Raw genomic sequence first — 19,463 nt, 5'->3', positions numbered from 1 at the left:
GGACCGGGGCTACGACTCGCCGATGTTCGCCGATCTCTTTCGTGGCCCGGATCGGCTCGGCATTTCACGGTCCGATTCCTTATCGGGCGGATACGTTTGGTCGCGGCCCCGCTGTCCGGCTCCGGCCGGATCTCGGGGCGGGTCGTACCAGTGTGTCATGATCCGCTTGCGCTGTTAGTCGATCGCCGGAACGTCGATCCGGTCCGCTCCGCTGCCCCCGTTGTCGCGGTCATGTCGTTCTCTCCGTCCGCCCCGGCGGCGGAACCTCCGCCACCCTCGCCGTACCTGGTGAAAACGGTAGGCGCGGGAAACCGGCGGGCCGTCGTGCGCCGGGATGGTCTTCGGGTACGCCCCCTGCTCCGGGCCGGTCCTCCCGCTGGACGACTCCACGGCCGACGGGTCGTACGCCCTCCGGGCCGTCGGGCCTACTCCTCCAGGGTGGTACGTCGCCCGCCGGCTACGCCTGCCGGACGGCCCCGCCCCGGGGTACGACTCAGGGTTGGTCGGGCCGGCGCGACGGACCTCGGGACGGTGAACGGGCGCCGGGAGTTCCGGGACGACATCGGCGCCGGGGCGGCGGCCGCCCGGTCGGCCGAGCTGGGCTCTGCCGCGCGGACGCCACCTTCACCGACCCGATCAAGCGGAACAGGCCGTGGCGGCGTCGTCACGCGCCGGGCCGAACCAGCCCGGTCTCGTAGGCCAGCACCACCGCCTGGACCCGGTCGCGGAGGCCGAGTTTGGTCAACACGTGCCCGACGTGGGTCTTGATGGTCGTCTCGCTGACCGACAGCGCCCGGGCGATCTCCGCGTTGGAGAGCCCGCGGGCCACCTGGACCAGCACCTCCCGCTCCCGCTCGGTGAGCACGCCGATCGCCTTGGGCGGGGTGGCGTCCGGGTCGGGCAGGGTCTCGGCGAACCGGTCCAGCAGTCGCTTGAGGATCCGGGGCGCCACCACCGCCTCGCCTGCGGCGACGGTCCGGATGGCGGTGACCAGGTCCTCGGCGGGTACGTCCTTGGCCAGGAAGCCGCTCGCCCCGGCCCGGAGCGCGCCGACGACGTACTCGTCGAGGTCGAAGGTGGTCAGGATGAGCACCCGGACCGGCAGCCGGGCGTCGATGATCGCCCGGGTGGCGGCGACACCGTCCATCCGGGGCATCCGGATATCCATCAGCACCACGTCGGGGAGCAGACGCCGGGACAGGTCGACCGCCTCGACGCCGTCTCCCGCCTCGCCGACGATGTCCAGGTCGTCCTCCGCGCCCAGCACCATCCGGAACCCGGTACGCAGCAGCGGCTGGTCGTCGGCGAGCAGGACGCGTACCGGCCGGCCCGTCTCCCTGCCGTCACTCATGCCGGCCCTCCGCTGCGCTGCGTGCCGTCATGAGGCTCATTCGCACTGAGCTGGCTGATTCGCTCGCTCCGCTCGCTCATGCCGCCCCCTTGTTGATCGGCGCGCCCAGTTGCTCCATCGGCATCTTGGCGTACACCCGGTAGCCGCCGCCGGGACGGGGCCCGGTGCGCAGGGTTCCACCGTAGAGGGCCATCCGTTCCCGCATTCCCACCAGGCCGTGGCCCAGCCGCCCGCTCTCCGGCGCAGGTCCCCGGCCGGTGTCCGCGACCTCGACGATCAACCAGTAGACCCCGAAACTCAACCGCACCTGGGCGGTCGCCGCGCCGGCGTGCTTGAGGGTGTTGGTCAGTGCCTCCTGCACGATCCGGAACACGGTCAGCGCCACCCCGGGGTCCAGCGGGCCCGGCGTGCCGTCCACCCGCAGGGTCACCGGCAGGCCGGCCTCCCTCACCTGCTCCACCAGCGCCTCGATGCCGGCCAGTCCCGGTTGCGGGGACAGTTCGGCGGCCGGCTCGGCGTCGGTACGCAGCACGTCCAGCAGTCGTCGCAACTCGCGCAGGGTCGTCCGACTGGTCTCCTCGATGGTGCCCAGTGCACCGTCGGTGGCCGCCGGATCCCGGGAGAGCACCCGGCGCGCCCCGGTGGCCAGTACGCCCATCACGCTGACGTGGTGCGCGACCACGTCGTGCAGCTCACGGGCGATCCGCCGACGTTCGTCGGCGACGGCCTGGTCGGCCAGCGACCGCTGGTTCTCCTCGGCGACCCGGGCCCGCTCCTCCAGGGCCAGGATGGTGGCCCGCCGGGCGTGCACCGTACGGCCGACGAAGAAGCAGACCAGCGCGAGCAGCACCTGGGTGAAGACCAGGTACGCGGGGGAGGGTTCGGTGAAGTCGGGCGGCGGCGGCTCGACGAGGGCGACGGCCAGGGCCGGCCCCCAGAGCGCCCCGGCGGCCAGTGCCGCCTGGCGAAGGGGCAGCAGCGCGGCGGTGGTGTAGGTCAGCAGCACGAAGGTGGCCCCGACAGTGACCGGCTGCGCGTCGGCCAGGACCGAGGCGACGAAGATCGGGACCGCCAGCATCACCGCCGGCCAGGGAGCCACCCGGCGCAGCGCGATCGGGGTGGCACAGAGGATGCTCCAGAGCGCTGTCCCGGGCCACCCCCACGGGGCGACTCCGGGCGGCGCGGTGCCGACGAGCACCCCCTCCACCACGACGGCGGCGACCGCGAGCAGCCCGTCCCGGGCCAGCCATCTGCGCTGCCCGGGATCGAGCCGGATGCGCCGCCAGCTCCCCGGGATCCGGCCGGGGACCGGCGTCACGGGGGCATCGGTTCGGGTCATGCTGGCGACGCTAGCCGCTGTGTGGCGCGACAGGTCGTCGCCAGCGGCGACCTGCGGATCCTCCTTCAGGAGGATCCTTGCTCCTCCTGGGCGGAGCCAACCCCGAGCCTCCGGGCCGCGTCCGGCCGGCCCGGCCTGGTCGACTGGTTCGGTAGCGCCGGGGCGCCCGATACGCTCGCCGGAGCCGGAGCCGGAGCCGGAGCCGGAGCCGGAGCCGGAGCCGGAGCCGGAGCCGGAGCCGGAGCCGGACGGGCGCCGGGCCGGGACGGTGGCGCGATCGGAGCGGTCGGGTCGACCGGCACGGTCGGTTCCGGGAACGGCGGCGGAGTGCCGCCGAAGGTGGGGCAGTGCGCCTGGTGACTGCACCAGTCGCAGAGCCGGCTCGGCTTGGGCCGGAAGTCGCGGGCCCGGGTGGCCTGCTCGATGGCCCGCCAGAGCGCCAGCACGGTGCGCTCGAACCGGGCCAGCTCCTCGGCGTCGGGGGTGTAGTCGCAGACCTCCGCGTCCTTCAGATAGAGCAGGCGCAGCACCCTGGGCACCACTCCCCGGGTGCGCCACAGCACCAGGGCGTAGAACTTGAGCTGGAACAGTGCCCGGGCCTCGAACGCCTCCCGGGGCGCGCCGCCGGTCTTGTAGTCGACCACCCGCAGCGCGCCGTCCGGCGAGACGTCCAGCCGATCGATGTATCCCCGGATGAGCAGTTGGTCGTCCACCACCGTGGAGACCAGGGTCTCCCGCTCGGCCGGCTCCAGCCGACGCGGATCCTCCACCGTGAAGTAGCCGTCGAGCAACTCTCGGGCCGAGGTCAGGAACTCGGCCGGACCGGCGAGGTCACCGGCGGTGAAGACCTCGGCCAGCTCCGCCTGCTCGGTCACCAGCCGGTCCCACTGCGGCGCCACCAGGTCACCGGCGGCCGCTGGCGTCCGCTGCTCGGCCGGCAGGTCGAAGAGGCGTTCCAGCACCGCGTGCACCAGGGTGCCGCGAGCCTGCTCGACACTCGGCCGCTCCGGCAGCCGGTCGATGCTGCGGAACCGGTAGAGCAGGGGACAGGTCTTGAAGTCGGCCGCCCGGGACGGTGACAGCGATGCGGTGACCCGCGACGCGGCCGGGGTCTCGGTCGGGAGATCCGCCGGGCCGTCCGTGGCTGTCTGCGATGTCACCGTCTCCGCCGTCATGTCCGGAAGGCTATGTCACGGGTACGACCGAACCCGGCCCACCCGCCCCGCCATGCGTACCGGCGCCGATCGTCGACGGTCACCCCGGCCGAACCGGCGGGCCCACCCGACGGGATGTTCCGTAGCATCAGAGGAGATGGAGGCAAACTCGCGACCGCGACGCGGCGGTGACCGGCGGCCCGGCCTCACCGTCGGCCGGGTGTTCGGCGTCCCGGTCTACCTGAACCCGTCCATGCTGCTCCTGGTGGCCCTGATCACCGTCATGTACGGCGAGTTCGTCCGGCAGCAGCTCGGGTTGTCGCAGCTCACCGGCTATCTCGTCGGGCTGGTTTTTGTGGTCCTGCTGCTCGGCTCGGTGCTGCTGCACGAGTTGGGGCACGCGCTGACCGCCCGTCGGTACGGGATCGGAGTGCGCGGCATCACCCTCGAACTGCTCGGCGGCTACACGGAGATGGAGCGGGACGCCCCGACGCCCCGGGTGGACCTGCTCGTCTCGCTCGCCGGGCCGGCGGTCTCCCTGGTACTCGGGCTGGTGGGGGTCGGCGCCACGCTCGCCATTCCGGACGGCACCCTGGCCAACCAGTTCGCCTTCCAGTTCGCCGCCAGCAACGTGCTGGTCGGGCTCTTCAACATCCTGCCCGGACTGCCGCTGGACGGCGGTCGGGCGCTGCGGGCCGGGGTCTGGGCCGTCACTCGGGACCGGCACCTGGCCACCGAGGTGGCCGGCTGGTTCGGCCGGGCCGTGGCGATCGGCACCGCCGTGCTCTTCACGCTGCTGACCTGGCTCGGCGGGCTGCCGTGGCTGGGCCTGGCGCTGGTGCTGCTGGTTGCGTTCACCCTCTGGCAGGGCGCCGGTCAGGCGATCCGGGCAGCCCGGATCAGCCGCCGGTTCCCCCTCATCGACCTGGCCCGGCTGGCGCGGCCGGTCTTCTCGGTGCCGAGCGGCACGCCGCTGGCCGAGGCGCAGCGGCGCGGGGTGGACGCCGGGCAGCCCGGTTCGGCGCTCGGGGTCGCGGACTCGTCCGGCCGGCTGGTGGCGCTGGTCGACCGGACCGCCGCCGAGGCCGTACCGGCCGAGCGCCGGCCCTGGGTGGCGGTGGACGCGGTGGCCCGGGGCGTGGACGGGGTGCCCAGTCTCGCCGTCGGGCTCGGCGGGGAGCAGGTGGTGCACGCGGTGCAGGCCCACCCGGGCGCGCAGTACCTGGTGACCTCAGGCGAAGATGTGGTCGGCGTTCTGCATATCGCCGACCTGGCGCAGCTCCTGGAGCCGAAACGGAAGATGACTCAGTGACCGCACAGCCCACCGCCGTCCCCGCCGCCCCGACCGCACCGGTGCCGGCGCGCCGAGGGCCGTTCCGCCCCGGTGACCGGGTCCAGCTCACCGACCCGAAGGGGCGGATGCACACCATCACGCTGGAGCCCGGGCGGTCTTTCCATACCCATCGCGGCGCGCTGGACCACGACGCGTTGATCGGATTGCCGGACGGGAGCGTGGTCACCTCGACCGGCGGCACGGCCTACCTCGCGCTGCGGCCGCTGCTCGCGGACTACGTGCTCTCCATGCCGCGCGGTGCGCAGGTGATCTATCCCAAGGACGCGGCCCAGATCGTGACGATGGGCGACATCTTCCCCGGCGCGAAGGTCCTGGAGGCCGGTGTCGGGTCCGGCGCGCTCACCTGCTCGCTGCTCCGGGCCGTCGGCCCGGAGGGCGAACTGCATTCCTACGAACTGCGCGAGGACTTCTCCGAAATCGCCCGCAGAAATGTGGAATCCTTCTTCGGTGGACCGCATCCAGCCTGGAATCTCCGGGTGGGCGACGTGGCAGACTGCCAGGAATCCGGTTTCGACCGGATCATCCTTGACCTCCTCACCCCCTGGGAGGCGCTCGACATGGTCGAACGCGCGCTGGTCCCGGGCGGGGTGTTCATCGGTTACGTCGCCACCACGCCCCAGCTCTCCGAGCTGGTGGAGGCGCTGCGCGAGCGGGGCGGGTTCACCGAGCCGCGGGCCTGGGAGTCGCTGGTCCGGGACTGGCACGCGGACGGGCTCGCCGTGCGCCCGGACCACCGCATGATCGCGCACACCGCCTTCCTCGTCTCCAGTCGCCGGCTCGCGCCCGGGGTCACCGCGCCGCCGCGCCGTCGCAAGCCCAGCAAGGGCGCCGAGGCGTATGCGCTGCGCCGCCAGGCTCGGCAGGAGGCCGAGGCGACCTCCGGGAGGGCTGCGGAGTGAACCCTTCCCGCCGGAGTCGACGCATCAGCGGGCGTGCCGAGCACGGCGAGGAGACGGCATGAGCGAGCGCAGTGAGCGAATCGGCCGGCTCGGCGCGGATCGGCCTCAGCTCGGCGCGGATGTGTCTCATGGCGGCGCTGAGCGCAGCGGGGTGTCGGCATGAGCCGGCCGGCGTTCGGCGGGGGAGACCTGCCGGCGGTGTTCCCGGACTGGTCGCCGTACCGGGACCTGGAGTCGGCCGCCCGGGCGTACCTGCGCGATCCGGACGTCGCGATGGAGGCGCTGACCGGAGTGCTGAACGGCGCCTCGGTGCTCGGCTTCACCCTGGAGCGCTTCGTCAACGAGGTTAACGGGGTCTGGCAGGAGGTGGCGATCTGTGACGGCAGCCGGCTGATCCTCTGGCACGGCGAGGACGTGCCGCCCGACGACGGCCCGGCCGGCTCGATGACCTCGTCGCTGCGGGTGGTACCGGTCTCGACGGTCAGCGAGGTGGGCTGCCGGCGCCGGCTGAGCCGTACGCCGACCGGCCAGATCCGGGTCGACAGCATCGACGTCTACCTGCTGCTCAGCTCGCTCGACGAGGGCGTGCCGGGCGACGACGCGCAGGTGCCGCCCCGGCACGACGCGCTGCGGTTCGGCAAGACGCTCGACGACGGCGGCGCGGGACAGATCGCCCGGCTGGAGGAGTTCGCCCGGTTGGTCGCCTCGGTGGTTGGCCGTCCCACCCTGTGAGCACCGTCGCCCTGAGAAACGTCCCGTGCTCGTCCGTGGGAAACCTCACGCCCTCGCGTCCCCGGACCGTCCGGGTGCCGCCCCTCGCGTCCCCGGACCGTCCGGGTGCCGCCCCTCGCGTCCCCGAACCGTCCGGCCGGCCCGGTTGACCGTTTTCCGGTGCGCCCGGTGTCGGGGCGACGCACCGCGTCATGTGTGGCGAGGTCACCGGCGCCGCGACGTGCGGTAGCGCCGCGACGCCGAATCAGGAGCGTGGCGCCGTCAGAACGGCGCTACGGTACGGGAGTGCCTGGTCAGCCGCGACCCGGTCGCTCGCCGGCAGCGTCGGACGCGGTCGCCGCAGACCCTCCCGGCCCGCCGCGACGGTACCCCGATCCATCGACATCGGCCCCACCGGTCGTTGACGACGTGATCAAGGTTCGGCGACGAGGGTGTTGCGTGGAACCGAATCAGCGTCATAGCGGTTAGTGTTAGGGCAGAACGTTCAAGCCCCCGGGGAGGTGGGACGTGGCACGCAGCGACGACGCGGACTCGCGCGCCGCACGGTGGGAGAAGGAGGCCCACGATCTCTCCACCCAGGTCGCGTTTCTTCAAGAGGAACTCGCTCTGGTGCGGCGCAAGTTGACCGAAAGCCCTCGACACGTCCGGCAGCTTGAGGAACGGCTGGCGGCGACACAGGCGCAGTTGGCTCGACTCACGGAGAACAACGAGCGGCTCGTGAACACCCTCAAGGAGGCACGCGCCCAGATCGTCACCCTCAAGGAGGAGATTGACCGGCTGGCGCAACCGCCCAGCGGTTATGGTGTCTTCCTGGCCCGGCACGACGACGGCACGGTCGACGTCTTCACGGGTGGTCGCAAGCTCCGGGTGGCGGTGTCACCCTCGCTCGACGTGGCGGAGCTGCGCCGTGGGCAGGAGGTCCTGCTCAACGACGCGCTCAACATCGTCGACGCGTTCGGCTACGAGCGGGTCGGCGAGGTCGTCATGCTCAAGGAGGTGCTGGACAGCCCTACCGGCGGCGCCGGCGACCGGGCACTGGTGATCTCCCACGCCGACGAGGAACGGATCGTCCACCTCGCGGAGACTCTCATCGGTGCGCCACTGCGGGCCGGTGACTCGCTCATGATCGAGCCCCGCTCGGCGTACGCGTACGAGCGGATCCCGAAGAGCGAGGTCGAGGAACTGGTCCTGGAGGAGGTGCCGGACGTCGACTACGGCGACATCGGTGGCCTGCAGGCCCAGATCGAGCAGATCCGCGACGCCGTCGAGTTGCCGTTCCTGCACGCCGACCTCTTCCGCGAGCACCAGCTCCGGCCGCCGAAGGGCATCCTGCTCTACGGTCCGCCCGGCTGCGGCAAGACGCTGATCGCCAAGGCGGTGGCGAACTCGCTGGCCAAGAAGATCGCCGAGCGGCGGGGCGAGGAGAAGCACACCAGCTTCTTCCTCAACATCAAGGGCCCGGAGCTGCTCAACAAGTACGTCGGCGAGACCGAGCGGCACATCCGGCTGATCTTCCAGCGGGCTCGGGAGAAGGCCGGCGAGGGTACCCCGGTCATCGTGTTCTTCGACGAGATGGACTCGGTGTTCCGGACCCGGGGCTCCGGCGTCTCCTCCGACGTGGAGAACACCATCGTCCCGCAGCTACTCAGCGAGATCGACGGTGTCGAGGGCCTGGAGAACGTGATCGTGATCGGCGCCTCCAACCGGGAGGACATGATCGACCCGGCGATCCTCCGCCCCGGCCGGCTCGACGTGAAGATCAAGATTGAGCGGCCGGACGCCGAGGCGGCCAAGGACATCTTCTCCAAGTACATCCTCACCGGGCTGCCGCTGCACCCGGACGACCTGACCGAGCACGGCAATGACCCGCAGTCCACGGTTGCCGCCATGATCGAGGCGGTCGTGCTGCGGATGTACTCGGAGACCGAGGAGAACCGCTTCCTCGAGGTCACCTACGCCAATGGCGACAAGGAAGTCCTCTACTTCAAGGACTTCAACTCCGGCGCGATGATCCAGAACATCGTCGACCGGGGCAAGAAGATGGCGATCAAGGAGTTCCTCTCCTCCGGGCGCAAGGGGCTGCGGTTGCAGCACCTGCTCGACGCCTGCGTCGACGAGTTCCGCGAGAACGAGGACCTGCCCAACACCACCAATCCCGACGACTGGGCCCGGATCTCCGGCAAGAAGGGGGAGCGGATCGTCTACATCCGTACCCTCGTCTCCGGTGGCAAGGGCGCGGAGGCCGGCCGGTCCATCGAGACCGCCAGCAACACCGGCCAATACCTGTAACGGACGACGGCATCTGTGGGCGCCGCCATCGCGGCGCCCACAGTGCTGTCCGGGATCCCACGGCGCGCCCCCGGGGCCACCGGTACCGAATCGGGTCGAACGGGCGGTGAAGGCGTACCGTGGCCGTGTCGACACACCGGGCGAGCAATCCGGCGGCGGCGCGGACTAGGCTCAACGGCATGGGTAAGCGGAGCGAGGCGGCGGCATGAGCGAGCGTAGCGAGCGAATCATCGGGCTCAGGGCGGTCGTGCCTCATGGTGGCACGGAGCGAAGCGGAGTGCCGGCATGAGTAAGCGTAGCGAGCGAATCATCGGGCTCAGGGCGGTCGTGCCTCATGGTGGCACGGAGCGAAGCGAGGCGGCGGCATGAGTGTCCGGCGGATCATGGGCACCGAGGTGGAGTACGGCATCTCCGTGCCCGGCCAGGCCGGAGCCAACCCGATGGTGACCTCCTCGCAGGTGGTGAATGCCTACGGTGCCCGCCCTGAGCTGGCCCGGGGCGGCCGGGCCCGCTGGGACTACGAGGAGGAGTCCCCGCTGCGGGACGCCCGCGGCTTCACCTACTCGGGCGCCGCCTACGACCCGGCGGAGGCGCTGGCCGACGAGGATCTCGGGCTGGCCAACGTGATACTGACCAACGGCGCCCGGCTATATGTCGACCACGCCCACCCGGAATACTCCACTCCCGAGGTGACCAACCCGCTGGACCTGGTCCGCTGGGACAAGGCGGGGGAGCGGGTGATGGCCGAGGCGTCCCGGCGGGCCGCCACCATCCCCGGCACCCACCCGATCCACCTCTACAAGAACAACACCGACAACAAGGGTGCCAGCTACGGCGCGCACGAAAACTACCTGATGCGCCGGCAGACGCCGTTCGCCGACATCGTCGCGTACCTGACACCGTTCTTCGTGACCCGGCAGATCGTCTGCGGCGCCGGCCGGGTCGGCATCGGCCAGGACGGTTCGCAGCCCGGCTTCCAGATCTCGCAACGGGCCGATTTCTTCGAGGTCGAGGTCGGCCTCGAGACGACGCTGAAGCGGCCGATCATCAACACCCGGGACGAGCCGCACGCGGACGCCGACAAATATCGCCGGCTGCACGTCATCATCGGCGACGCCAACCTGTCCGAAATCTCCACCTATCTCAAGGTCGGCACCACGGCGCTGGTGCTCACCATGATCGAGGAGAAGGCGCTCAGCCCGGACCTGGCCATCGCCGACCCGGTGGGTGAGCTGAAGGCGGTCAGCCACGACCCGTCGCTGTCGCACCGGCTCCGGCTGCGCGACGGCCGCCGGCTGACCGCGCTCGACCTGCAGTGGGCGTACTTCGAGCGGGCGCGTTCCTTTGTGGACGAGCGATACGGCGACGACCTCGACTCCGACACCGTCGACGTGCTTGACCGCTGGGAGGGTGTACTCGACCGGCTCGGCCGGGACCCGATGCTCTGCGCCGGCGAGCTGGACTGGGTGGCGAAGCTGCGGCTGCTGGAGGGCTACCGGGAGCGGGAGAAGCTCGGCTGGGCCTCGCACAAGCTGCAACTGGTCGACCTGCAGTACTCCGACGTACGCCCGGAGAAGGGCCTCTACCACCGGCTGGTCAGCCGGGGGGCGATGGCGACGCTGCTGCCCGAGGAGCTGACCCGGGCGGCGATGACCGAGCCGCCGGAGGACACCCGGGCCTACTTCCGGGGCCGCTGCCTCGCCCAGTACGCCTCCGAGGTGGTGGCGGCGAGCTGGGACTCGGTCATCTTCGACGTCGGCCGGGAGTCCCTGGTGCGGGTCCCGATGATGGAACCCGAGCGGGGCACCCGCAAGCACGTCGGCGCGTTGTTCGACCGGTGCGCGAGCGCCAAGGACCTGCTGGAGACGATCACCGGTGGCTGACGCCGGGCCACCCGCCGCCGGCAGCGGCGGTGCCGGAGGATTCGTCGTCCATCCGAGGTAAGTTTTCCCCAGGCGATCGTGGAGGAGGCAGCAGATATGGCTACCCGTGACACCGGCGGTCAGTCACAGTCCGGCAAGGCGCGCCGGGACGAGGAGGTCGACGAGGTCGCGACCGAGGCGAACCCGGAGGTCGCCGAGCGGCACGCGGAGATCACCGAGGACGTCGACGACCTGCTGGACGAGATCGACTCGGTGCTCGAGGAGAACGCCGAGGAGTTCGTCCGGGGCTACGTCCAGAAGGGCGGACAGTAGCCGTACCCGGGCCGGGTCGGACGTGGTCCACCCACGCCGAACCCGGCGCGGTGCGCGGCGGTGCGCCTGTGCCGACGCACCGGCGTGGTGGCCGAGCGGGTAGCGCGGGCCCGACCCAGGTGCCCGGGTGGTGACCGGCCGGCGCACCGGCGGCAGCCGGGGCACACAGGGGCGTCGCCGTCGGAGTGGCGCAACACGGCGACGACGATCATCGCACCGGGGAGATCCGGGGGATACTCTGCTTCAACCGCAAACGGTGGCCTCGCCCGGTTCCTGCGCTGACGCGGGGGATCCGGGCGACGTGATGAGACAGCTGAGAGGGAGCACGTGGCAGCGGCTTTTGATCCAACCGGGCGTCTACCAGACGTGTTCCTCAACGTGGGGACGTCCTCGTTCACCCAGTTCCTGAGCACGGCAGCCCCCGACCTGCTGCCCGGTCGCCGGCCGCTGCCGCCCGGGTCCGCCGGCGAGCTCGTTCCGCACGCCACCACCATCGTCGCGCTGACCACCGCGGACGGGGTGGTGATGGCCGGTGACCGGCGGGGCACCATGGGCAACCTGATCTCCAGCCGGGACATCCGCAAGGTGCACCCCGCCGACGAATACTCGCTGGTCGGCTTCGCCGGCACGGCGGGCATCGCCCTGGAGATGGTGCGACTCTTCCAGGTGGAGCTGGAGCACTACGAGAAGATCGAGGGAGCGATGCTCTCCCTCGACGGCAAGGCCAACCGGCTTGCCGCGATGATCCGCGGCAACCTCGGTGCGGCGATGCAGGGGCTCGCGGTGATTCCGCTCTTCGCCGGCTTCGACCTGGCGGCCACCGATCCGGCCAAGGCCGGCCGGATCTTCAGCTTCGACGTGGCCGGCGGACCCTACGAGGAGACCGGCTACGACGGCATCGGCTCCGGCTCGCTCTTCGCGAAGGCGGCGCTGAAGAAGCGGTACCGCCCCGGGCTGAGTACCCCCGACGCCATCCGGATCGCCGTCGAGGCGCTCTACGACGCCGCCGACGACGACAGCGCCACCGGTGGTCCCGACCTGAGCCGCCGCATCTTCCCAGTGGTGATGACGGCCACCGCGGAGGGCACCAACCGGCTCTCCGACGCCGAGGCGGCCGAGGTCGCCGAAGCGGTGGTCGCCGCCCGGATGGAGAACCCGGGCGGCTGACCGCCCCGTACCACCCGCAACCCGCCGTCGTCAGCAGAACCGGTTAGGAGAACCGCCGCCGTGGCCATGCAGTTCTACGCCTCACCCGAGCAGATCATGCGCGACCGCTCGGAGCTGGCCCGCAAGGGCATCGCGCGCGGGCGGAGCGCCGTGACGCTCAGCTACTCCGGCGGGGTGCTCTTCGTGGCGGAGAACCTCTCCAGCGCCCTGCACAAGGTCAGTGAGATCTACGACCGGGTCGCCTTCGCGGCGGTCGGCCGGTACAACGAGTTCGAGAACCTGCGCCGCGCGGGAGTGCGGATGGCGGACGCGATCGGGCTCAGCTTCGACCGGCGGGACGTCACCGGCCGGGCGCTGGCGAACGCGTACGCCCAGACCCTGGGTGCGATCTTCACCGAGCAGTCCAAGCCGTTCGAGGTGGAGATCTGCGTCGCCGAGGTGGGCAGCACGCCGGAGCAGGACGAGCTCTACCGGATCACCTACGACGGTTCGGTCAACGACGAGCCCGGCCGGATGGCGATGGGCGGGCAGGCGGAGGCGGTCACCGGGGCGCTGCGCGAGGAGCACCAGCCGGACATGTCGCTGGACGCTGCGGTCCGGCTGGCGGTCCGGGCGCTCGGCAGCGTCGGTGGCGAGGGCGGTGCGCCCCGGACCATCGCCGCCAGCCAACTCGAGGTGGCGATCCTGGACCGGCGGCGGGTCGGCCGTACCTTCCGCCGGATCACCGGTGCCGCACTGGTCTCGCTGCTGGACGGGGCGCCTGCCAAGGCCGACGGCGGCGAGGCGCTGCCGGCCGAGCCGAAGACTCCGGCCCCCGGCCCGGACAAGCCGGCCGAGTCCGCCGGCTCGGCCGACCTGGAGGGCAAGGCCAAGCCGGCCGGCCGTGACAAGTCGACCAACGGCGAGGAGAAGTCCGAGTAGGACTGCGCCGCTCCAGTCGCCGCCCCGTACGCGTCCGGTCAGAAGACCGGACGCGTACGTTGCCACTCGCCCAGTCGCGCCGCTAACGCGAGCCGGAGCGGATCCGGTCGTCGGCGGCGTGGCTCGGTCCGGCCGGCGGGCGGGCGTCGGCCAGCGTCCCGTCCGGTCGCAGCGCCTCGGCGAGCATCGCGCGCCAGTCCGCCATCGGGGCCAGCCCGGCCCGGGACCACCCGGCGTGCCCGAGCACGCTGTAACCGGGCCGGCGCGCCGGGCGGGGAAACCGGTCGCTGTCGACGGGACGGATCCGGTCCGCGTCGAGCCTGGTCCGGGCGAAGACCTCGCGGGCCAGGCCGTACCAGGTGGTCCGGCCGCTCGCCGTGCCGTGGTAGATGCCGGCCGGTGCGGCGCCCCGGTGGGCGGTGGCGCCGAGGTCGGCCAGTCGCTCCGCGAGCGCGTACGACCAGGTCGGCTGCCCGAGTTGGTCGTTCACCACGTCGAGGTGTGGGCGTTGGGTGGCCAGCCGGAGCATTGTGGTGACGAAGTTGGGGCCGTGTGCGCCGTACAGCCACGCGGTGCGTACGAGGTATCCGGTCTGCGGCAGCAGCCGGGCGACGGCGAGCTCCCCGGCGAGCTTGCTCCGCCCGTACGCGTTGACCGGCGCGGTCGGGGCGTCCTCCGGATAGGGCCGGTCGGCGTCGCCGGCGAAGACGTAGTCGGTGGAGATGTGCAGCAGCCGCGCGCCGGTCTCGGCACACGCCGCCGCCAGGTTGGCCACCCCGGTGCCGTTGACGGCGGTGGCGGCCGCCTCCTGTTCCTCCGCGCCGTCCACGTCGGTATAGGCGGCGGCGTTGACCACGATCCGGTGTCCGGCTACCGCCGCCCGTACCGCCGCCGGGTCGGTCAGGTCGACCTCGGCCCGGGTGGCGGCGGTGACCCGCCCCGGGTGCCGGGCGGAGAGCACCGCCACCAGGTCCCGGCCCAGCATCCCGCCGGCCCCGGTCACCAGCCAGCTCGGCGGCTCCGCGTCCCGCTGGGTGCCAGGTGGCTCGGCGCCGCGGTGGGTGCCCGGTGGCTCGGCGCCCCGGTGGGTGCCCGGCGGACGTGCGTCCCGCTGGGCGGTCACCGGACGTCCGGCCCGGGTCGCCCGATCTCCTCGCCGCTCAGCCGCGCCTTGAGCGGCTCCCACCACGCGCGGTTCTCCCGGTACCAGGTGACCGTCTCGGCCAGCCCGCGGTCGAGGTCGATCCGGGGCGCGTACCCGAGTTCCTCACTGATCTTGGTGATGTCCAGCGAGTAGCGGCGGTCGTGCCCCATCCGGTCGGCGACCGGCCTGACCCGGTCCCAGTCGGCGTCGCAGGCGGCGAGTAGCCGGGCGGTCAGCTCACGGTTGGTCAGCTCGGTGCCGCCGCCGATGTGGTAGACCTCGCCCGGCCGCCCCTTGTCCTGCACCAGGGCGACCCCGACGCAGTGGTCGTGCACGTGCAGCCAGTCCCGGACGTTGCCGCCGTCGCCGTAGAGCGGCACGGTGCCGCCGGCGAGCAGGTTGGTGACGAAGAGCGGGATCACCTTCTCCGGGAACTGGTACGGCCCGTAGTTGTTGGAGCAGCGGGTCAGCACCACGTCCATCCCGTAGGTGCGGTGGTAGGCCAGGGCCAGCAGGTCGGAGCCGGCCTTGGCGGCCGAGTACGGCGAGTTCGGCGCCAGCGGGGTCGACTCGGTCCAGGATCCCTGCTCGATCGAGCCGTAGACCTCGTCGGTGGAGACGTGCACGAACCGGCCGGTACGGTGCCGCAGCGCCGCCTCCAGCAGGGTCTGCGTGCCGAGCACGTTGGTGGTGACGAACGGGGCGGCCCGGTGGATCGAGCGGTCCACGTGTGACTCGGCCGCGAAGTGCACGATCACGTCGTGCCCGGGAACCACCTCGTCGAGCACGATCGGGTCGCAGATGTCGCCGACCACCACCCGGAGCCGGGGGTCGGCGCGTACCGGATCGAGGTTGGCCAGGTTGCCGGAGTAGGTGAGCTTGTCCAGTACGGTGACCGCGCTCGGCGCGAGCCGGGGACCTGTGCCGGTCAGCAGCATACGTACGTATTCAGAACCGATAAATCCGGCTCCACCGGTCACGAGGATCCTCATGAATCGGAAAGTCTACGCGCCGTTTGCCGGCCGCACCGTCAGGCCGAGCTGTCGGCGAATTGACTCTCCAACGCGGCTGCCCCCGGTAGCCTGCGCGAATGCGTGGAATCCTGCTGGCGGGCGGCACCGGCTCGCGGCTGTGGCCGATCACCCAGGCCGTGTCGAAACAACTCATGCCGGTTTTCGACAAACCAATGATCTACTACCCGCTCTCCACGTTGGTCATGGCGGGAATACGGGAGATCCTCATCATCACCACTCCCGGCGACCAGGGGCAGTTCCGGCGACTCCTCGGCGACGGCTCCCAGTGGGGCCTCCGGTTGGAGTACGTCGCCCAGCCGAGTCCGGACGGAATCGCGCAGGCGTTCCTTCTCGGCGAGGAGTTCCTGGCGGGCGATTCGGTGGCGCTGATCCTCGGCGACAACATCTTCTACGGCGCCGGACTGGGCCGGAGCCTGGCCCGCAACGGCGACCCGGACGGTGGCCGGATCTTCGCCTATCCGGTGGCGAACTGCGAGGGTTACGGGATTGTCGAGTTCGATTCCGACGGGCGGGCGCTGTCGATCGAGGAGAAGCCGGAAAAACCCAAGTCGCGGTACGCCGTCCCGGGCCTCTACTTCTACGCCAACGACGTGGTGAAGGTCGCCAGGGGGCTGACCCCGAGCGACCGGGGCGAACTGGAGATCACAGCGGTCAACCAGACCTATCTGGCGGCGGGTCGGCTCCAGGTCACCGCGCTGGACCGGGGCACCGCCTGGCTGGACACCGGGACCTTCACCTCGCTGGTCCAGGCCGGCGAGTTCGTCCGGGTGATCGAGGAGCGGCAGGGCCTGAAGGTGGGCTGCATCGAGGAGGTGGTCTGGCGCAGCGGGCTGATCTCCGACGAGCAGCTCCGCGAGCTGGCCCAGCCGCTGAGCCGGAGCGGCTACGGCGAGTACCTCTTCGGCATCCTCGAGGATCCCGGCAGGTGACCGGTGCAGGACGATCGGCCGCCGGAGTTCCCCCACAACGCCACGGCCCGAGGCTGACCAACTCGGGCCTCGGGCGACTAATCTCCAATCATGGAGCGGCGAATCTTCGGCCTTGAAACCGAGTACGGTGTCACCTGCACCTACCGCGGCCAACGGCGGCTGTCCCCGGACGAGGTCGCCCGTTACCTCTTCCGCCGGGTGGTCTCCTGGGGGCGCTCGAGCAACGTCTTCCTGCGCAACGGTGCCCGGCTCTACCTCGACGTCGGGTCCCACCCGGAGTACGCCACCCCGGAGTGCGACTCGGTCTCCGACCTGGTGGCCCACGACCGGGCCGGCGAGCGGATCCTGGAGGGTCTGCTGGTCGACGCGGAGAAGCGGCTGCACGACGAGGGCATCGCGGGTGAGATCTACCTGTTCAAGAACAACACGGACTCGGCCGGCAACTCGTACGGCTGCCACGAGAACTACCTGGTCTCCCGGCACGGCGAGTTCGGCCGGCTGGCCGATGTGCTGATCCCCTTCCTGGTCACCCGGCAGTTGATCTGTGGCGCCGGCAAGGTGCTGCAGACCCCGCGTGGCGCCGTCTACTGCCTCTCCCAGCGTGCCGAGCACATCTGGGAGGGGGTCTCCTCGGCGACCACCCGCAGCCGGCCGATCATCAATACCCGGGACGAGCCGCACGCCGACGCCGAGCGCTACCGCCGGCTGCACGTCATCGTCGGCGATTCCAACATGAACGAGGTCACCACCCTGCTCAAGGTCGGCAGCGCGGACATCGTGCTGCGGATGATCGAGGCCGGGGTGGTGATGCGTGACCTGTCGCTGGAGAACCCGATCCGGGCGATCCGGGAGGTGTCGCACGACATCACCGGCCGGCGCAAGGTCCGGCTCGCCTCGAACAAGGAGATCAGCGCGCTGGAGATCCAGCAGGAATACCTGGCCAAGGCGACCGAGTTCGTCGAGCGGCGGGGCGGGGACCAGACCGCGAAGCGGGTGGTCGAGCTCTGGGGCCGGGTGCTGCGCGCGGTCGAGACCGGCGACCTGGAGCCGGTCTCCCGGGAGATCGACTGGGTGACCAAGCTCCGGCTCATCGAGCGCTACCAGCGCAAGAACGACCTGCCGCTGTCGCACCCCCGGATCGCCCAGATGGACCTGGCGTACCACGACCTGCGCCGCGGGCGTGGCCTCTACGGGCTGCTGGAGCGGCGCAAGCAGGTGGACCGGATCGCCACCGACCCGGAGATCTTCGAGGCGAAGGAGACCCCGCCGCAGACCACCCGGGCCCGGCTGCGCGGCGAGTTCATCCGGCACGCCCAGGAGAAGCGCCGGGACTTCACCGTCGACTGGGTGCACCTCAAGCTGAACGACCAGGCCCAGCGCACGGTGCTCTGCAAGGACCCGTTCCGGGCGTACGACGAGCGGGTGGAGCGGCTGATCGCGAGCATGTGAGGCCTGGCAGTTAGGCTTTCCCCCGCTATGACGCATCCAGACGGTCGCGACGACGACGAGCACCGCCGCCCCGAGACGATCCGGCAGAACCGGATCGAGCGGCGGCGGGCGAAGATCCGGGAGGAGATCGAGCGCAACCGCCGGGGCGAGTACACCGTGCCCACCTGGGTGCTCACCCTCGCGCTTGTCCTGGTCGTGGCCGGCTGGTTGGCGCTGGTCTTCCTGAGCTGACCCCGACCCCGACCGGGTTCGCCGAGCGCCCAGGCACCGGGTCAGCGCAGGCGGGCGGCGTACCGGCCGGCGGCGGCCGCAGCCAGGAAGTAGGCGTGCTCCTCGGCCAGTCCCCGGCCCATCGTCGAGAGCGGGACCGGGCTGGCCCGTAGCGCCTCGTCGAGCCCGTGCACCGGTACCCGGACGATCCGGTGCCGCCCCGCCAGCGCGGCCACGGCCGGCTCGACCAGCGCGGCCAGCTCCGCCGGCAGCTCGGCCGGGAGTACCAGGTCGGCGGTGGCCAGCGCGACCCGGCCGTACGCGGTGACGCTGTGGTGCGACAGCCCCCGGTGCCGGTCCCGCGGGTCGGCGCCGGAGATCCGCAGCGAGCCGACCGGCCGGCCGCCCAGCGCGGCGACCGCGTTGACCGCCTCGCCGACCGCGACCCCGGAGAAGCCCCACCGGGTGCCGGTGCCCAGGTTGCCCGGCCCCTGGGCCACGATCGCCACGTCGGCCCGCAGCACGTGCCGGGCGGCGAGCAGCCCGCTGTGCAGGTTCGTCGCCTCCAGGTCGCCACCGAACGCCTGACCGACGGTGACCGTGCCGGCGAGGTCGGCGCGCAGGCCGTGCAGGGTGCGGGAGAACCAGGCCGGCAGCGCACCGCCGTCGGTCCACAGGTAGCCGATCCGGACGTCGGGCGCGTCGGCCCGGATCCCCGCCACGATCGCCGGCAGCGCGGAGTGCAGGTCGGCGGTGACCACCGGCAGCCCGCCGAGATCGTCGGCGTCGACCAGCGCCGCCCGGTGCGGGGAGGCCTCCTCGTCGACACCGAGCAGGATCGGTTGCAGCGGCGTGTAGCGGGCCTTGACCAGATGCCCGGCGTCCCGGGTGTCGACCGTCCGGGGCGGATCCGCCGGCAGCCGGTCCGGCAGCGCCACCACCAGGGCGTACCCGCCGGTGCCGAGCCCCATCAGCAGCGCACCCACGTTCAGCAGCACCCGGTCGCCCGGCTCGGGGGTGCCGACCAGTTCCGGGTACGCCAGCGCCCGTACCTGCGCCCCGTCGGACTGCCGGACGTCGAGTTCGACGGCGCCGTGCCAGCTCCGCCGGACCGCCGTGACCGTGCCGGACCGCCATCGCACCATGGCCGGCAGGGTAACCGGCTACGGCTTGCCGCTCCGGGTCGGGTCGAGGAAGACGTACCGGATCTGCGGGAAGCGGGCGACCAGCCGGCGTTCGGCCTCCTCGGCGCCGGCCTCGATCTCCGCCCCGGTCGCCTCGTCCCGGAAGTCGACC

At 71.6% G+C, this 19,463-nt stretch carries 17 protein-coding genes; 11 read left to right on the top strand and 6 right to left on the bottom strand.

The genetic code is table 11. The features are described from left to right. Nucleotides 1-664: 664 nt before the first annotated feature. The 3 genes from R6Y94_RS18900 to R6Y94_RS18890 all read right to left on the bottom strand — a co-directional run bounded on the left by R6Y94_RS18900 (nt 665) and on the right by R6Y94_RS18890 (nt 3,865). Nucleotides 665-1,351, bottom strand: coding sequence for a response regulator transcription factor (locus tag R6Y94_RS18900; RefSeq protein WP_318397187.1), 687 nt, complete (start codon nt 1,349-1,351; stop codon nt 665-667). A gap of 76 nt (nt 1,352-1,427) precedes the next feature. Beyond that, complete coding sequence (locus R6Y94_RS18895) at nt 1,428-2,690, bottom strand: sensor histidine kinase (protein WP_318397186.1); 1,263 nt, start codon at nt 2,688-2,690, stop codon at nt 1,428-1,430. Nucleotides 2,691-2,755: 65 nt separating this feature from the next. Beyond that, entirely contained in the window at nt 2,756-3,865 is a 1,110-nt protein-coding gene (locus tag R6Y94_RS18890; RefSeq protein ID WP_318397185.1) for a PD-(D/E)XK nuclease family protein, read from the bottom strand. A gap of 136 nt (nt 3,866-4,001) precedes the next feature. Between R6Y94_RS18890 and R6Y94_RS18885 the strand changes: the two genes are divergently transcribed. The 8 genes from R6Y94_RS18885 (at nt 4,002) to prcA (ending at nt 13,401) form a co-directional block, all read left to right on the top strand. Beyond that, nucleotides 4,002-5,156 carry a site-2 protease family protein gene (locus R6Y94_RS18885; RefSeq protein WP_318397184.1) on the top strand — a complete coding sequence of 385 codons (1,155 nt, stop codon included), beginning with the start codon at nt 4,002-4,004 and terminating at the stop codon, nt 5,154-5,156. Beyond that, a complete protein-coding gene (locus R6Y94_RS18880; protein WP_318397183.1) occupies nt 5,153-6,097 on the top strand; it encodes a tRNA (adenine-N1)-methyltransferase in 945 nt (314 codons plus the stop codon). The genes R6Y94_RS18885 and R6Y94_RS18880 overlap by 4 nt, the downstream gene beginning before the upstream one ends. A gap of 159 nt (nt 6,098-6,256) precedes the next feature. Then, nucleotides 6,257-6,829 carry a hypothetical protein gene (locus R6Y94_RS18875; protein WP_318397182.1) on the top strand — a complete coding sequence of 191 codons (573 nt, stop codon included), beginning with the start codon at nt 6,257-6,259 and terminating at the stop codon, nt 6,827-6,829. Nucleotides 6,830-7,336: 507 nt separating this feature from the next. Next, a complete protein-coding gene (arc, locus tag R6Y94_RS18870) occupies nt 7,337-9,118 on the top strand; it encodes a proteasome ATPase (RefSeq protein WP_318397181.1) in 1,782 nt (593 codons plus the stop codon). A 365-nt stretch (nt 9,119-9,483) separates the two neighbouring features. Then, a complete protein-coding gene (gene dop / locus R6Y94_RS18865; protein ID WP_412102805.1) occupies nt 9,484-11,001 on the top strand; it encodes a depupylase/deamidase Dop in 1,518 nt (505 codons plus the stop codon). A gap of 96 nt (nt 11,002-11,097) precedes the next feature. Then, nucleotides 11,098-11,313: a ubiquitin-like protein Pup gene (locus R6Y94_RS18860; RefSeq protein ID WP_101366062.1), complete on the top strand. Its 216-nt coding sequence runs from the start codon at nt 11,098-11,100 to the stop codon at nt 11,311-11,313. Between the two features lie 327 nt (nt 11,314-11,640). Continuing rightward, complete coding sequence (gene prcB / locus R6Y94_RS18855; protein ID WP_318397180.1) at nt 11,641-12,480, top strand: proteasome subunit beta; 840 nt, start codon at nt 11,641-11,643, stop codon at nt 12,478-12,480. A gap of 60 nt (nt 12,481-12,540) precedes the next feature. Next, nucleotides 12,541-13,401 carry a proteasome subunit alpha gene (gene prcA, locus R6Y94_RS18850; RefSeq protein WP_318397179.1) on the top strand — a complete coding sequence of 287 codons (861 nt, stop codon included), beginning with the start codon at nt 12,541-12,543 and terminating at the stop codon, nt 13,399-13,401. 82 nt (nt 13,402-13,483) lie between these two features. Here the strand turns inward: prcA and rfbD are convergent, their stop codons facing one another. Next, on the bottom strand, nt 13,484-14,386 hold the full coding sequence (gene rfbD, locus R6Y94_RS18845; RefSeq protein WP_412102809.1) for a dTDP-4-dehydrorhamnose reductase: 903 nt from the start codon (nt 14,384-14,386) through the stop codon (nt 13,484-13,486). Nucleotides 14,387-14,520: 134 nt separating this feature from the next. Continuing rightward, nucleotides 14,521-15,537, bottom strand: a complete 1,017-nt coding sequence (gene rfbB / locus R6Y94_RS18840; protein ID WP_318397178.1) for a dTDP-glucose 4,6-dehydratase — start codon at nt 15,535-15,537, stop codon at nt 14,521-14,523. Between the two features lie 98 nt (nt 15,538-15,635). Here rfbB and rfbA point away from each other — a divergent pair, with 98 nt between their 5' ends. The 3 genes from rfbA (at nt 15,636) to R6Y94_RS18825 (ending at nt 18,188) form a co-directional block, all read left to right on the top strand. Beyond that, nucleotides 15,636-16,508 (top strand): glucose-1-phosphate thymidylyltransferase RfbA, encoded by an 873-nt coding sequence (gene rfbA / locus R6Y94_RS18835; protein ID WP_318397177.1) that lies wholly within the window; start codon nt 15,636-15,638, stop codon nt 16,506-16,508. Between the two features lie 90 nt (nt 16,509-16,598). After that, nucleotides 16,599-17,957 carry a Pup--protein ligase gene (pafA, locus tag R6Y94_RS18830; RefSeq protein WP_318397176.1) on the top strand — a complete coding sequence of 453 codons (1,359 nt, stop codon included), beginning with the start codon at nt 16,599-16,601 and terminating at the stop codon, nt 17,955-17,957. A 27-nt stretch (nt 17,958-17,984) separates the two neighbouring features. Continuing rightward, nucleotides 17,985-18,188 (top strand): hypothetical protein, encoded by a 204-nt coding sequence (locus tag R6Y94_RS18825; protein ID WP_318397175.1) that lies wholly within the window; start codon nt 17,985-17,987, stop codon nt 18,186-18,188. Nucleotides 18,189-18,229: 41 nt separating this feature from the next. Here R6Y94_RS18825 and R6Y94_RS18820 read toward each other — a convergent pair whose 3' ends face one another. Next, nucleotides 18,230-19,312 (bottom strand): DUF3866 family protein, encoded by a 1,083-nt coding sequence (locus tag R6Y94_RS18820; RefSeq protein ID WP_318397174.1) that lies wholly within the window; start codon nt 19,310-19,312, stop codon nt 18,230-18,232. Nucleotides 19,313-19,463: the final 151 nt, after the last annotated feature.

Source organism: Plantactinospora sp. KLBMP9567, assembly GCF_033446045.1.
Taxonomy (GTDB): Bacteria; Actinomycetota; Actinomycetes; order Mycobacteriales; family Micromonosporaceae; genus Plantactinospora.
The sequence above is the reverse complement of the archived record's forward strand: the minus strand, read 5'-3'. Positions and strand labels throughout refer to the sequence as shown.

Bases quoted from the DNA above. Each gene is read 5' to 3' on its own strand.
- R6Y94_RS18900 (WP_318397187.1), bottom strand. From the start codon at position 1,351: ATGAGTGACGGCAGGGAGACGGGCCGGCCGGTACGCGTCCTGCTCGCC.
- R6Y94_RS18895 (WP_318397186.1), bottom strand. From the start codon at position 2,690: ATGACCCGAACCGATGCCCCCGTGACGCCGGTCCCCGGCCGGATCCCG.
- R6Y94_RS18890 (WP_318397185.1), bottom strand. From the start codon at position 3,865: ATGACGGCGGAGACGGTGACATCGCAGACAGCCACGGACGGCCCGGCG.
- R6Y94_RS18885 (WP_318397184.1), top strand. From the start codon at position 4,002: ATGGAGGCAAACTCGCGACCGCGACGCGGCGGTGACCGGCGGCCCGGC.
- R6Y94_RS18875 (WP_318397182.1), top strand. From the start codon at position 6,257: ATGAGCCGGCCGGCGTTCGGCGGGGGAGACCTGCCGGCGGTGTTCCCG.
- dop (WP_412102805.1), top strand. From the start codon at position 9,484: ATGAGTGTCCGGCGGATCATGGGCACCGAGGTGGAGTACGGCATCTCC.
- R6Y94_RS18860 (WP_101366062.1), top strand. From the start codon at position 11,098: ATGGCTACCCGTGACACCGGCGGTCAGTCACAGTCCGGCAAGGCGCGC.
- rfbD (WP_412102809.1), bottom strand. From the start codon at position 14,386: ATGCTGGGCCGGGACCTGGTGGCGGTGCTCTCCGCCCGGCACCCGGGG.
- rfbB (WP_318397178.1), bottom strand. From the start codon at position 15,537: ATGAGGATCCTCGTGACCGGTGGAGCCGGATTTATCGGTTCTGAATAC.
- rfbA (WP_318397177.1), top strand. From the start codon at position 15,636: ATGCGTGGAATCCTGCTGGCGGGCGGCACCGGCTCGCGGCTGTGGCCG.
- pafA (WP_318397176.1), top strand. From the start codon at position 16,599: ATGGAGCGGCGAATCTTCGGCCTTGAAACCGAGTACGGTGTCACCTGC.
- R6Y94_RS18825 (WP_318397175.1), top strand. From the start codon at position 17,985: ATGACGCATCCAGACGGTCGCGACGACGACGAGCACCGCCGCCCCGAG.
- R6Y94_RS18820 (WP_318397174.1), bottom strand. From the start codon at position 19,312: ATGGTGCGATGGCGGTCCGGCACGGTCACGGCGGTCCGGCGGAGCTGG.